The following is a 13,580-nucleotide window of genomic DNA, read 5'->3' as shown; positions in this document are numbered from 1 at the left end:
GTGCCTGTCGATGTGCGGCATTGTTGGACTATTCCTGAAAGACAAAAGCCTTGAACCGCAGCTGGGTCAGCTGCTTTCGGACATGCTCGTCACCATGACCGATCGCGGGCCGGATTCGGCCGGCATCGCGATTTACGGAAGTGCGGCCGATGGCCGTGCGAAAGTGACGATCCAGTCGGCCGATCCCGCTGCCGATTTTTCCGGCATTGCCGAAGCGCTGAAGGAAAGCGGCGTTGACGCCTCGGTCATGGTGAAAAGCACCCATGCGGTGCTGGATATTCCATCGCAGAAGCTTGACGGTATTCGTGCGGTTCTCGCCACCATCCGGCCGAATGTGCGTGTGATGGGTTCCGGCGATAGCGTAGAAATCTACAAGGAAACCGGCCTGCCAAAGGACGTGGTCACCCGCTTTGACGTGCGCTCCATGGCCGGCACCCATGGCATCGGCCACACCCGCATGGCGACGGAATCGGCGGTGACGACGCTTGGCGCGCATCCCTTTTCCACCGGTGCCGACCAGTGCCTGGTACACAACGGTTCGCTTTCCAACCACAATAACCTGCGCCGCGAACTGGTGCGTGAAGGCATGACTTTCGAGACCCAGAACGACTCGGAAGTCGCTGCCGCCTATCTCACGGCGGAAATGGCCAAGGGCAAGGATTTAGGGGAGGCGCTCACCGGCGCGCTCGATGATCTCGATGGTTTCTTCACCTTCGTCGTCGGCACCAAATCCGGTTTTGGGGTGGTGCGCGACCCCATCGCCTGTAAGCCGGCAGTGATGGCCGAGACCGACCAGTATGTCGCTTTCGGTTCGGAATATCGCGCTCTGGTTAATCTGCCCGGCATTGAAAATGCCCGGGTGTGGGAGCCGGAACCGGCGACCGTCTATTTCTGGGACCATGAAAAGGCTGCCTGAGACCCGTCATCGGCGCCTGTTTTGAAAGTCATAATCCATGCCAGTTTTTGATCTCTCCCATACGCCCTTGCGTGAATTGAATAGCGCACTTCACGGTCTTTCCTCCGGTGTCAACGATACCGAATTCGAAGTCGTCAATCCGCGTGGCCACCATGCCGTCGCTGTCGGCATCGACAGTCCTGTCACCGTCGATGTGCACGGTTCGGTCGGTTATTATTGCGCCGGCATGAATGATGGCGGCACCGTCACCGTTCACGGCTCGGCCGGGCCGGGTGTCGCTGAGAACATGATGTCCGGCACCGTCGTCATCGAGGGTGATGCCTCGCAATATGCCGGGGCCACCGGTCGCGGCGGGCTGCTGGTCATCAAGGGTAATGCCGCTTCCCGCTGCGGCATTTCCATGAAGGGCATCGATATCGTCGTGAAGGGCAATATCGGCCACATGTCCGCCTTCATGGGCCAGTCAGGCCACCTCGTCGTCTGCGGCGATGCGGGCGATGCGCTGGGTGACAGCCTTTATGAGGCGAAGCTTTTTGTGCGCGGCTCGGTGAAGAGCCTGGGTGCCGATTGCATCGAGAAGGAAATGCGGCCCGAGCATCTCGAAAAGCTCGCAGAACTCCTCGAAAAGGCCGGCGTTTCGGATGTCAGCCCAAGCGAGTTCAAGCGCTACGGCTCTGCCCGCACGCTCTACAATTTCAACATCGACAACGCCGACGCGTATTGAGGCGAGGGATATTCCAATGAGCTATCACAACCCCTTCACCCCGCCGCGCAAATCCGCAACCTTTGACGATCACACGCTGGCGGAAATCCGCCGTGCGGCGGCAACCGGCATCTATGATATTCGCGGTGCGGGCACCAAGCGCAAGGTGCCGCATTTCGACGACCTGCTGTTTCTCGGCGCATCCATCTCGCGTTATCCGCTCGAGGGCTATCGTGAGAAATGCGATACGACCGTCACGCTCGGCACGCGTTTCGCCAAGAAGCCGATCACATTGAGAACGCCGATCACCATTGCCGGCATGAGCTTTGGCGCGCTTTCGGGCAATGCCAAGGAAGCGCTTGGGCGCGGCGCGACCATTGCCGGTACGTCTACGACGACGGGCGATGGCGGCATGACGGATGAGGAGCGTGGCCATAGCCAGACGCTGGTTTACCAGTATCTGCCCTCACGTTACGGCATGAACCCGAAAGACCTGCGCCGTGCGGACGCCATCGAGGTCGTGGTCGGCCAGGGCGCGAAGCCGGGCGGTGGCGGCATGTTGCTCGGCCAGAAGATTTCCGACCGTGTCGCCAATATGCGCAATCTGCCGAAGGGCATCGACCAGCGCTCCGCCTGCCGCCACCCTGATTGGACCGGCCCGGACGATCTCGAAATCAAGATCCTCGAACTGCGTGAAATCACCGACTGGGAAAAGCCGATTTACATCAAGGTCGGCGGCGCGCGGCCCTATTACGACACGGCGCTCGCGGTAAAGGCCGGTGCCGATGTGGTGGTGCTTGACGGCATGCAGGGCGGCACGGCCGCCACGCAGGATGTCTTCATCGAAAATGTCGGCATGCCCACACTCGCCTGCATTCGCCCCGCCGTTCAGGCGCTTCAGGATCTCGGCATGCACCGCAAGGTGCAACTGATCGTCTCCGGCGGTATCCGTTCGGGTGCCGATGTTGCCAAGGCGCTGGCGCTCGGTGCCGATGCTGTCGCCATCGGCACGGCGGCGCTGGTGGCGCTGGGCGATAACGATCCACATTGGGAAGAGGAATATCAGAAACTCGGCACGACGGCCGGCGCTTATGATGACTGGCACGAGGGCAAAGACCCCGCCGGCATCACTACGCAGGACCCGGAACTGGCCGCCCGTCTCGATCCCGTCGCTGCCGGTCGCCGCCTTGCCAATTACCTGAAGGTCATGACGCTCGAAGCCCAGACCATCGCGCGCGCCTGCGGCAAGAACCATCTCCATAATCTGGAGCCGGAAGATCTGGTGGCGCTGACCATGGAGGCTGCTGCCATGGCGCAGGTTCCGCTGGCGGGAACGAACTGGTTCCCGGGAAAAGGCAGCTTTTAAGCCACAAAGAACGGACGGGCGCATTTGGGAGGATGTGCCCGTCTTTTTTCAATGAAGTGTCTGATACCAAAAAAAGGGGAATGACGTGACACTGGACCTCTCCAAATTTGCTGCCGAAAAGGGCATCAAATATTTCATGATCAGTTATACCGATCTCTTCGGCGGCCAGCGCGCCAAGCTGGTGCCTGCGGAAGCCATTGCCGATATGCAGAATGGCGGGGCGGGTTTTGCCGGTTTTGCCACATGGTTCGATCTGACGCCGGCTCATCCCGATCTTTTCGCCGTGCCGGACGCCTCCTCGGTCATCCAGCTTCCGTGGAAAAAGGACGTCGCCTGGGTCGCTGCCGATTGCGTCATGGAAGACCAGCCGGTGGAGCAGGCGCCGCGCGTGATGCTAAAAAAACTCATCGCGGAAGCGGCGGGCGAGGGGCTCAGGGTCAAGACAGGCGTTGAGCCGGAATTTTTTCTGATTTCGCCTGACGGTGCGAAAATCTCCGACGAATACGACACGGCGGAAAAGCCCTGCTACGACCAGCAGGCGGTGATGCGTCGTTACGACGTGATAGCCGAGATTTGCGATTACATGCTGGAGCTTGGCTGGAAGCCCTACCAGAACGACCATGAGGATGCGAATGGCCAGTTCGAGATGAACTGGGAATATGACGACGCGCTCCAGACTGCCGACAAACATTCCTTCTTCAAATTCATGGTCAAGTCGGTTGCCGAAAAGCACGGACTGCGCGCCACCTTCATGCCGAAACCATTCAAGGGGCTGACCGGCAATGGCTGCCATGCCCATATTTCGGTTTGGGACCTCGACGGCAAGGTCAATGCCTTCGCCGACAAGGAAATGCCGTTCGGGCTGTCGGCCAAGGGCAGGACCTTTCTCGGCGGCATCATGAAACATGCGTCCGCGCTTGCCGCGGTCACCAATCCGACGGTCAATTCCTACAAGCGCATCAACGCGCCGCGCACCATTTCGGGTGCTACCTGGGCGCCGAATACGGTGACATGGACCGGCAATAACCGCACCCATATGGTGCGCGTGCCGGGTCCGGGACGGTTTGAACTGCGCCTGCCGGATGGTGCGGTGAACCCCTATCTGCTGCAGGCCATCATTATTGCCGCCGGCCTCTCCGGCGTTCGCTCCAAGGCCGATCCCGGCCCGCACCACGATATCGACATGTATCGTGAAGGCTACACCGTCACGGATGCACCGAAGCTGCCGCTCAATCTTCTCGATGCGTTGCGCGAATATGAGAAGGATGCGGAGTTGCAGCAGGCGCTCGGCATGGAATTCTCGAAGGCCTATCTAAAGCTCAAGCAGGGGGAGTGGAACAGTTATTGCGCGCAGTTCACCGCCTGGGAGCACCAGACGACGCTCGACGTCTGAGCCCGTTTTTCCCCGCCGCCCTCGCGGCTTTTCCCGCGCGCCTCAAACCGCGCGGGTTTTTCCCATATAGATGACAGAGAGGCGCCAGATGACGAACTTCGTCCTCACCGTAACATGCAAATCCACCCGTGGCATCGTTGCCGCCCTTTCAGGCCTGCTGGCGGAGAAAGGTTGCAACATCGTCGACAGTTCGCAATTCGATGATCTCGGCACCGGTCGCTTTTTCATGCGCGTGGGTTTCATCTCCGAGGAAGGCGCGACGCGGGATACGCTGATGGCGGGGCTCGCACCGATTTCAAAGACATTCGGCATGGAAGTGGCGCTGCACGATCAGGCCGAACGCATGAAGGTTCTCTTGATGGTGTCGCGTTTCGGTCATTGCCTTAATGACCTGCTCTATCGCTGGCGTATCGGCGCCTTGCCGATCGACATCGTCGGCGTCGTCTCCAACCATTTCGATTACCAGAAAGTTGTCGTCAATCACGACATCCCCTTTCACCACATTCCGGTGACGAAGGAAAACAAACCGCAGGCCGAAGCCCGGATCATGGAGATTGCTGAAAGCACCGGCACTGAGCTTGTCGTTCTCGCGCGCTATATGCAGGTGCTTTCCGACAGGATGTGCGAGGCGATGTCGGGCAAGATCATCAATATCCATCACTCCTTCCTGCCGTCCTTCAAGGGCGCAAACCCCTACAAGCAGGCCTATCAGCGCGGCGTGAAGCTGATCGGCGCGACGGCGCATTATGTCACGGCCGATCTGGATGAAGGGCCGATCATCGAGCAGGATATCGTTCGCATCACCCATGCCCAGTCGGCTGAAGATTATGTCTCGCTCGGCCGTGACGTGGAGGCGCAGGTGCTGGCGCGTGCCATCCACGCCCATATCCATCGGCGCGTCTTTTTGAACGGCAGCCGAACGGTGGTGTTTCCGCCGAGTCCCGGCTCCTATGCATCGGAAAGGATGGGATGAGGCATTTCGGGCAGGGCAGACTGCCAGTCTCGCATGGGCTGTTGCCATGAAGATGATGCGCGGCTAAATAAGTTGGTACGCCATAATATCAAGAGCCAGGACCTGCTTTGGCGTGCGGCGAGCCGAAGCGGAATGTGCCAAACGAGGTGATACCATGACCGGTGCTTTGCAGGGAACTGCCATTCGCGTTGAGCGTCCGACCAAGACGCTGAGGGAACTCGCGCTCGACAAGGTCAGGGATGCGATCGTTAATGGCTACTTCCGGCCGGGAGACAGACTGGTGGAGCGTGACCTCTGCGCCCAGCTTGGCGTATCCCGCACCATCGTGCGCGAGGTTCTGCGGCATCTGGAGTCGGAAGGGCTGGTGGCCAACCTGCCGAATAAAGGCCCGATGGTTGCACTGCTCGATCTCGATGAGGCCAAGCAGATCTACGAAATCCGCGGCGCGCTTGAGGGAATGGCAGCGCGTCTTTGCGCCGAACGCCGTGATCCTGCCATCGTTGAGGCTTTGGAGGTTTCGCTCAAGCACATCCGCGAAAGTTATGTCGCCAAGGATATGCCGGGCGTGCTGGCGCATACTTCGTCCTTTTACCAGACGCTGTTCAGCAAGATCGACCGGCATGTCGCCTGGGGCGTCGTCAATCTGCTGACGGTGCGGATCAATCATCTGCGCTCCATGACGATCAAGACCAAAAGCCGCGATACCGATGGTCCGGCGCAGATGGAAAAGATTGTCGAGGCCATCCGGAAGGGCGACGGTGACGCGGCTTACAAGGCCGCGCTCGATCACGTCACGAGCGCCTGCGCCATTGCCGAAGCCGTTCTGACGGCGCAAAAAACCGCCGACTGAAGGATTTTTCGGCTGAGATCTACCCATCCTTGTGACTTCCCGCCGGGAGCCGCACGGATGCGGTTTTTCTTATTTTATTGTTGTTTTACAATAATTTAGAAAATCAATTTTTCGCTTCTTGACAGGTAAAACCGTTTGATGTGATGGTATGCCATAATCAATAATATAAAGAGCGGAGCTTAATATGAACTGGAATCCGAATTCCCGGAAATGCATAGCCGTGCGCGCCAAAACCCTGTTGGCCGGTGCCGCAGTCACTCTTTTCGCCGGTGCCGCCGTCGCGCAGGATTGCACGCCGAAAATATCCGACGACCATCTCATCAAGCCCGGTCATCTCGTCATGGCCACCAGCCCGACCCTTCCGCCCATGGCCTATGCCGATCAGCAGGGTGTCCTGAAGGGTCTTCGTATTGAACTCGGCTATGAGATTGCCAAGCGTCTGTGCCTGAAGCCCGAATATATCAGCACCGAATATGCGACCATGGTGCCGGGCCTGCAGGGCGGCCGCTGGGACATGATCAATGCCGGCCTGTTCGTGACGGCAGAGCGACGCAAGATCCTGTTCATGATCCCCTATGAAAACCTTGCCATCAGCATTTCCACGGCCGTCGGCGCGTCAGATCCCATCACCAAGGTCGATGATCTCGCTGGCAAGGCCGTCAGCACCGATATCGGCGGTTACGCCGAGCGCAAGATCAAGGAACTGAACGAGGACTTCAAGACGCGTGGTCTCGCGCCGATGACCATCAACCTGTTCGACAATTATGCGACGGTCTATCAAGCACTGCGCGCTGGCCAGGTGCAGGCGGCCGTCTCCATCGATCCGGTCGCCAAGCAATATCAGGATCGCGGCGAATTCACCCATGCGCTTTCTGGCATGTATCCCACCCCCGGTTCGCTCTCCTTCGGCAGCAAGGATGTGGCCGATGCTGTCTCCGGCGCCCTGAAGGATATGAGGGCGGATGGTTCGCTCGAAAAACTGATGGGCGGCTACGGTGTCAGCATGGCGCCCGGCGACCTGGCCGTTCTCGGCCCGGAAGGCTGAGTTTCATCCCTCTGAACTGTCATCGTGGCGGGAAAGCTCCCGCCGCGACCGTTCCCGCATGAATTGGAGAAAGACGTGAAGGGTTGGAACTGGGAAGGTTTCTTCGAATATCTGACGAATTATTATCTGTTCGAGGGCGCGCTGGTGACGCTCGGCCTCACGGTCTTCGCCATGACGGCGGGTCTTGCGCTGGGCTTCGTCATTGCTGTCATGCGCATGTCGAAATACCGGTTCCTGTCCGGTCCCGCCTATTTCTACACCTGGATCTTTCGCGGCACGCCGCTTCTGGTACAGCTCATCATTATCTATACCGGTCTGCCGCAGATGGGCATCAAGCTGACGGTACTGCAATCCACGCTGATCGGCCTGTCGCTCTGTGAAGCGGCCTATCTGTCGGAAATCGTCCGTGCGGGCATTGCCGCGGTTCCAAAGGGGCAGATCAACGCGGCACGCGCCATCGGTATGACGGAGGCGCAGGTGATGCGCTACATCGTCGCCCCGCAGGCCTTCCGCATCATCATTCCGCCGCTTGGCAACTCCGTGAACGGCGTGCTCAAGACGACGTCGATCGCCTCGATCATCTCCATGGAGGAGCTTCTGCGCCGCACGCAGGTGCTCATTCAGGAAAAGTTCCTCGTGCTGGAGCTGTTCACGGTCGCGGCGCTTTATTACCTCGCCATGACGACCGCCTGGGAACTCATTCAGCGCCGTATCGAAAAGCGGTTCGGCAAGGCCTATGGCCCTATGTCGACAGATATACATTAAGGAGCAGTCCGATGTCGCAAGCAACCAGCATGATCGAACTGCAATCCGTCAATAAATGGTATGGGCCGAATTTTCAGGTTCTGACCAATTGCAGCCTCAATGTCGCAAAGGGTGAAGTTGTCGTGATCTGTGGCCCCTCCGGCTCCGGCAAGTCGACGCTGATAAAATGCGTCAATGCGCTTGAGACGATCGGCAACGGCGTCATCACGGTGAACGGGGTGGAGGTGACCAACCCTAAGACGGATATGCCGAAACTGCGCTCCAGGGTGGGCATGGTGTTCCAGCATTTCGAACTCTTCCCGCATATGACGATCCTCGAAAATCTCTGCATCGGGCAAGAGAAGGTTCTGGGCCGCTCACCGGCGGAAGCGCTGGCCAAGGCCAATGCGCTGTTGGAGAGGGTGGGACTGACGGCGCATGCCAGAAAATATCCCGGGCAATTGTCGGGTGGGCAGCAGCAGCGTGTTGCCATTGCCCGCGCGCTGGCGATGGACCCGGTCGCCATGCTCTTCGATGAGCCGACATCGGCGCTCGATCCGGAAATGATCAATGAAGTCCTCGACGTCATGGTTTCGCTGGCGCAGGAGGGCATGACGATGATGGTGGTGACGCACGAAATGGGGTTTGCCCGCAAGGTGGCGGACCGCATCGTCTTCATGGATGGCGGCGAGATCGTCGAGATCGGTGAGGGTGACAGTTTCTTCACCGATCCGAAAACGGACCGTGCGCGTTCTTTCCTGTCGAAAATCCTGGCCCACTAGGCCCATGCATGCCGGAGCAGGTGCATAAACCCGCTTCGGCCATTCCGAACAACGCAGTCTGATAGTGGCGGAGAACCGCAATGATGAACCGTGTCCTGATGCCCCGCGAAATGCTGATCGGCGGCGGCAGCCGATTTCGATTACCCGCCGTGGTAAAATCGCTCGGCGTTGATCGCCCGCTGCTGGTCTGCGATCCCGTGATGCAGAAGCTCGGCCACGCCGAGGTGCTGTTGCAGGCGCTGGCTGAGGAAGGCATCGAAGCAACCGTGTTCTCCGACGTTGTCGAAGACCCGACGGATATATCCATCGCCGCTCTGGTGAAACGTATTTCCGATGGCGGCCATGACAGTCTCGTCGCACTCGGCGGCGGCAGCGCCATGGATACGGCCAAGGCGGGCGCCATCGTTGCAACGAGCGGGGAGGATTTGCGCGCCCTGAAAGTGCCGCGGATCGTGGATTTCACCGTCATGCCGGTGATTGCCATTCCCACCACGGCCGGAACCGGTTCGGAAGTAACCCGTGCCGCCGTCGTCACCGATACGGCTGCCAGCGAAAAAATGCTGATCCTCGGCACCGCCGCTTTGCCGGTCGCGGCCATCATCGATTATGAGCTGACGCTGACATGCCCTTATCGTGTTACGGTCGATACCGGCATCGACGCGCTGACCCATGCGCTGGAGGCGCTGGTCAACCGCAATGGTAACGCCCATTCCGAGGCGCTGGCGCTTTCCGCCCTGAAGCTGATCGGCGCCAATCTTGAAAAAGTGGCTGATAACCCTGATGACAGGGATGCGCGTGAAGCGATGATGCTGGGTGCGACCCATGCCGGGCTTGCCGTCTCCAATACATCGACCGCATTGATCCATGGCCTCAGCCGTCCCGTCGGCGCGTTTTTTCATGTGCCGCACGGCATGTCGAATGCGATGGTGTTGCCGCTCGTCACGCAGTTTTCGCTGAATTCCGCTCTTCCGCATTATGCTGCGGCCGCGCGGGCGCTCGGCTGTGCATCTGCGACAGATAGTGATCAGGTCTCCGGTGCGAAGCTGGTTGAGGCTTTCATCGGCCTGAACAGGCGGCTGAAGGTGCCGACCCCACAAGAGTTCGGTATCGACAGGAGCCGCTATCTCGAACTTGTGCCGGAAATGGTGCGCCAGGGCCTCGCTTCCGGCACGCCGGCAAATAATCCCCGAGTGCCCACAGTTGCCGAAATGACGCGTCTATACGAGCTCGCCTATGACGGAAGCATCGCGGAATTTTAGGCAGTAAACCTCTGTTAAGATTGATGGTTTTCGACTTTCTGACGAAAAATCATGCGGCACTTGACAGTCATATATTATGGCATACCATAAGACATCATATTTACGGAGAAAACGCCCATGTCCATCCAGATCCGCAAGACCCTGCTGCAGGTCGAAACGACGTTGATTGAGGGAGGCAAGGCCGCCGCAACGCCTCTGAAGCTGTTCAGCGCCATCGCGGTCGTGAAAAATCCCTGGGCGGGAAAAGGCTTCGTGGAAAACCTGAAGCCGGAAATTCATGCGGGTGCGCCCGTGCTCGGTGAGTTGCTGACGAAGATGATCCTCGATGCGGTCGGTTCCGGCGAAGCTGTGGAGGCTTACGGCAAGGCGGCGGTCGTCGGGCTGGATGGCGAAATCGAACATGCCTCCGCGCTCATTCACACGCTGCGCTTCGGCAATTACTATCGTCAGGCAGTGGGTGCCAAGTCCTATCTCGCCTTTTGCAACACCCGCGGTCCGGGCAATGCGCCGATCATGATCCCGCTGATGGACAAGAACGATGAAGGCCGTCGCTCGCATTATCTGACCATCCAGACCGCCATACCCGATGCCCCGGCTGCGGACGAGATCGTCGTTGCGCTTGGTGCTTCGGTTGGCGGCAGGCCCCATCACCGCATTGGCGATCGCTACCAGGATCTGCAGGATCTCGGTCAGGACGTCGCCAATCCGGCCGGCGTCTGAGGGCGCAGCCAATGCAAGATGCCGCCGCTACCTCACGGGTCAATGTTGCAAAGGCAGGTGCTGCCGCGCTCCCTCGCAGGACGACAGAGGGTGGGGCGGCCTATTTCGAAGCTGGTGCCGGCGAGGACCTGATCCTTATCCACGGCGTCGGCATGCGGCTCGAAGCCTGGGAGCCGCAGATCGATGTCTTTTCCCGGACCCACCGCGTCATCGCGGTCGATATGCCTGGTCATGGCGGCAGTGAACGGTTGCCTGCGGGCAGCACGCTTACGGATTTTGTCGGCTGGTTCGGCCGTTTTCTGGACGATATGCGGATCAACCGCGCCAATGTCGCCGGGCATTCCATGGGGGCGCTGATTTCCGGTGGTGCGGCTGCGAGCTTCGGTGATCGGATCGCGCGCGTCGGTTACCTGAACGGTGTCTATCGCCGTGATCCCGCGGCCAAGGCGGCGGTGCTTGCGCGGGCTGCGGCCATCCGCACCGAAGGCGTCGACAAGCAGGGTCCGCTGCTGCGCTGGTTCGGCGATGACGCCAAGAGCCAGCATGCGCGGGAACTGACACGCGGCTGGCTGGAAATGGTCGATCCGGAAGGTTACGCGGTTGCCTATACGGCCTTTGCTGGTGGTGACGAGACTTATGCCGATCGCTGGCCGTCGGTTACCTGCCCGGCGCTGTTCCTGACCGGTTCCGACGATCCGAATTCGACGCCGCTGATGGCCGAACAGATGGCGGCGATCACGCCGCGCGGTTACGCTCGCATCGTCGAGGCGCATCGGCATATGGTCAATCTGACCGCACCTGAAACTGTCAATGCACTGATGGCCGAATGGCTGGCTATTGAGGAGGAGCCGCAATGACTGTTGCAACGCTTGACCCGCGCGCCTTGCGCGACGCCTTCGGCGCTTTCGTGACGGGAGTAACGATCGTGACCACGCGGGATGACGCGGGAAGGCCCGTTGGCTTCACCGCAAATTCCTTCACTTCCGTTTCGCTCGACCCGCCGCTTCTTCTGATCTGTCTCGCACGCACCTCGCGCAATTTCGCGACAATGACCGGCGCGAAAAACTTCGCCGTCAACATTCTGTCGGAAAGCCAGAAGGACCTGTCCAATACCTTCGCGCGCCCGGTAGAGGATCGTTTTGCTGCCGCCGAATGGTCGGATGCGCCGCAGGGTTCGCCAGTCTTTGCCGGTGTCGCGGCCTGGTTCGAATGCACCATGCAGGAGGTTATCGAGGCGGGTGACCATGTTATCCTGCTCGGCCGCATCGGCGCTTTCGACAATAGCGGCCTGAACGGTCTTGGTTATGCGCGTGGCGGTTACTTCACGCCGATGCTGGCCGCCAAGGCGGTGTCGGCGGCGGCTGAGGGCGAAATTGTCGTCGGCGCGGTGCTGGAGCGGCGCGGCGAGATTTACCTTGTCGGTGAGGATGTCCTGTCGCTGCCCGGCTGCGTCGTCGCAGGCGGCGATCCGGTTGCAGCGCTGACATCGCGCCTTGAGGAACTTACCGGACTGTCAGTCCGCACCGGCTTTCTTTATTCAGTTTATGAAAACAAGGCGGATGGCCGCCAGCATATCGTTTACCACGCACTTGCCGAGGGCGATGATGCGCCGCGTCAGGGCCGCTTCCTGTCGCCCGGCGCGCTCGGCTCCGCAAAATTCGACTCCGGCGCAACGGCGGATATCGTCAATCGCTTCGCGCTTGAAAGTTCCATCGGCAATTTCGGCGTCTATGTCGGCAACGAGACCGCCGGCAAGGTCCATCCCATTTCCATGAAGGCGGTAAACCCATGAAATTTTCCCTCTTCGTTCATATGGAGCGGCTGGACGCCTCGCAGGATCACAAGACCCTCTATGAGGAATTCGTCACCCTTTGCGAAATCGCCGATCGCGGCGGCATGCATGCCATCTGGACCGGCGAACATCACGGCATGGATTTCACCATTGCGCCCAACCCCTTCGTGACGATCGCCGATCTCGCCCGCCGCACGAAGACGGCACGTCTTGGTACCGGTACGGTCATCGCGCCCTTCTGGCATCCGATCAAGCTTGCCGGCGAAGCGGCAATGACCGATCTCATCTGCGATGGCCGTCTCGATATCGGCATTGCCCGCGGCGCTTATTCGTTCGAGTATGAACGGCTGCTTCCCGGCCTCGATGCCTGGGGCGCCGGCCAGCGCATGCGCGAACTGATCCCCGCCGTCAAAGGCGTGTGGGCGGGTGATTACGCGCATGATGGCGAGTTCTTCAAATTTCCGGCCACGACTTCCGCTCCCAAACCGCTACAACAGCCTTTTCCGCCGATCTGGGTGGCGGCGCGCGATCCGAATTCGCACGAATTCGCCGTCGCCAATGATTGCAACGTGCAGGTGACGCCGCTTTGGCAGGGTGACGACGAGGTGGAAACCCTGATGGGCCGCTTCAACGATGCCTGCGTCAAGAACCCGGAAAAACAGCGCCCGAAAATCATGCTGCTGCGCCATACCTATGTCGGTTCTGATGAAGACGATATCGCGCAGGCCGCCCATGAGATGAGCGTCTACTACAATTACTTCTTTGCCTGGTTCAAAAACGAGAAGCCGGTTCATCAGGGGCTCATCGAGCGTATTTCACAGGAGGATATTGCCGGAAACGCCATGCTCTCCGGCGATGTCATGCGCAAGAACAATGTCGTCGGCGATGCCGATGAGGTCATTGCCCGCCTCAAGGCCTACGAGGCCATGGGGTATGACGAATATTCCTTCTGGATCGATACGGGCATGAGCTTCGAGCGGAAGAAAGCGTCGCTGGAGCGTTTCCTGTCCGATGTCATGCCGGCTTTTGCGGAGTAA

At 59.5% G+C, this 13,580-nt stretch carries 14 protein-coding genes; all 14 read left to right on the top strand.

Annotated elements, in window-relative coordinates; genetic code table 11:
* The first annotated feature begins 10 nt into the window (after positions 1 to 10).
* The 14 genes from O8B93_RS06230 (at position 11) to O8B93_RS06165 (ending at position 13,580) form a co-directional block, all read left to right on the top strand.
* The gene (locus O8B93_RS06230) at positions 11 to 916 is read left to right on the top strand and encodes a class II glutamine amidotransferase (RefSeq protein WP_269708970.1); all 906 of its coding nucleotides are present in this window, start codon (positions 11 to 13) and stop codon (positions 914 to 916) included.
* 37 nt (positions 917 to 953) lie between these two features.
* On the top strand, positions 954 to 1,640 hold the full coding sequence (locus tag O8B93_RS06225) for a GXGXG domain-containing protein (RefSeq protein ID WP_269708969.1): 687 nt from the start codon (positions 954 to 956) through the stop codon (positions 1,638 to 1,640).
* 16 nt (positions 1,641 to 1,656) lie between these two features.
* Positions 1,657 to 2,985 (top strand): FMN-binding glutamate synthase family protein, encoded by a 1,329-nt coding sequence (locus tag O8B93_RS06220; RefSeq protein ID WP_269708968.1) that lies wholly within the window; start codon positions 1,657 to 1,659, stop codon positions 2,983 to 2,985.
* 85 nt (positions 2,986 to 3,070) lie between these two features.
* On the top strand, positions 3,071 to 4,378 hold the full coding sequence (gene glnT / locus O8B93_RS06215) for a type III glutamate--ammonia ligase (RefSeq protein ID WP_269708967.1): 1,308 nt from the start codon (positions 3,071 to 3,073) through the stop codon (positions 4,376 to 4,378).
* A gap of 88 nt (positions 4,379 to 4,466) precedes the next feature.
* Complete coding sequence (purU, locus tag O8B93_RS06210; RefSeq protein ID WP_269708966.1) at positions 4,467 to 5,351, top strand: formyltetrahydrofolate deformylase; 885 nt, start codon at positions 4,467 to 4,469, stop codon at positions 5,349 to 5,351.
* A 154-nt stretch (positions 5,352 to 5,505) separates the two neighbouring features.
* Positions 5,506 to 6,201 (top strand): GntR family transcriptional regulator, encoded by a 696-nt coding sequence (locus O8B93_RS06205; RefSeq protein WP_269708965.1) that lies wholly within the window; start codon positions 5,506 to 5,508, stop codon positions 6,199 to 6,201.
* Positions 6,202 to 6,385: 184 nt separating this feature from the next.
* Positions 6,386 to 7,246, top strand: a complete 861-nt coding sequence (locus O8B93_RS06200) for a transporter substrate-binding domain-containing protein (RefSeq protein ID WP_269708964.1) — start codon at positions 6,386 to 6,388, stop codon at positions 7,244 to 7,246.
* Between the two features lie 75 nt (positions 7,247 to 7,321).
* A complete protein-coding gene (locus O8B93_RS06195; protein ID WP_006316017.1) occupies positions 7,322 to 8,011 on the top strand; it encodes an amino acid ABC transporter permease in 690 nt (229 codons plus the stop codon).
* Positions 8,012 to 8,040: 29 nt separating this feature from the next.
* Entirely contained in the window at positions 8,041 to 8,772 is a 732-nt protein-coding gene (locus O8B93_RS06190; RefSeq protein ID WP_269709031.1) for an amino acid ABC transporter ATP-binding protein, read from the top strand.
* Between the two features lie 80 nt (positions 8,773 to 8,852).
* A complete protein-coding gene (locus O8B93_RS06185; protein WP_269708963.1) occupies positions 8,853 to 10,031 on the top strand; it encodes an iron-containing alcohol dehydrogenase in 1,179 nt (392 codons plus the stop codon).
* Positions 10,032 to 10,148: 117 nt separating this feature from the next.
* Positions 10,149 to 10,751, top strand: coding sequence for an amino acid synthesis family protein (locus O8B93_RS06180; protein WP_269708962.1), 603 nt, complete (start codon positions 10,149 to 10,151; stop codon positions 10,749 to 10,751).
* 11 nt (positions 10,752 to 10,762) lie between these two features.
* Positions 10,763 to 11,608, top strand: coding sequence for an alpha/beta fold hydrolase (locus tag O8B93_RS06175; RefSeq protein ID WP_269708960.1), 846 nt, complete (start codon positions 10,763 to 10,765; stop codon positions 11,606 to 11,608).
* The gene (locus tag O8B93_RS06170; RefSeq protein ID WP_269708959.1) at positions 11,605 to 12,543 is read left to right on the top strand and encodes a flavin reductase family protein; all 939 of its coding nucleotides are present in this window, start codon (positions 11,605 to 11,607) and stop codon (positions 12,541 to 12,543) included. Before O8B93_RS06175 ends, O8B93_RS06170 begins: the two co-directional genes overlap by 4 nt.
* Positions 12,540 to 13,580 carry an LLM class flavin-dependent oxidoreductase gene (locus O8B93_RS06165; protein ID WP_269708958.1) on the top strand — a complete coding sequence of 347 codons (1,041 nt, stop codon included), beginning with the start codon at positions 12,540 to 12,542 and terminating at the stop codon, positions 13,578 to 13,580. The genes O8B93_RS06170 and O8B93_RS06165 overlap by 4 nt, the downstream gene beginning before the upstream one ends.

It is taken from the genome of Martinezella rhizogenes, assembly GCF_027460065.1.
Lineage (GTDB): Bacteria > Pseudomonadota > Alphaproteobacteria > Rhizobiales > Rhizobiaceae > Agrobacterium > Agrobacterium rhizogenes_C.
The sequence above is the reverse complement of the archived record's forward strand: the minus strand, read 5'-3'. Positions and strand labels throughout refer to the sequence as shown.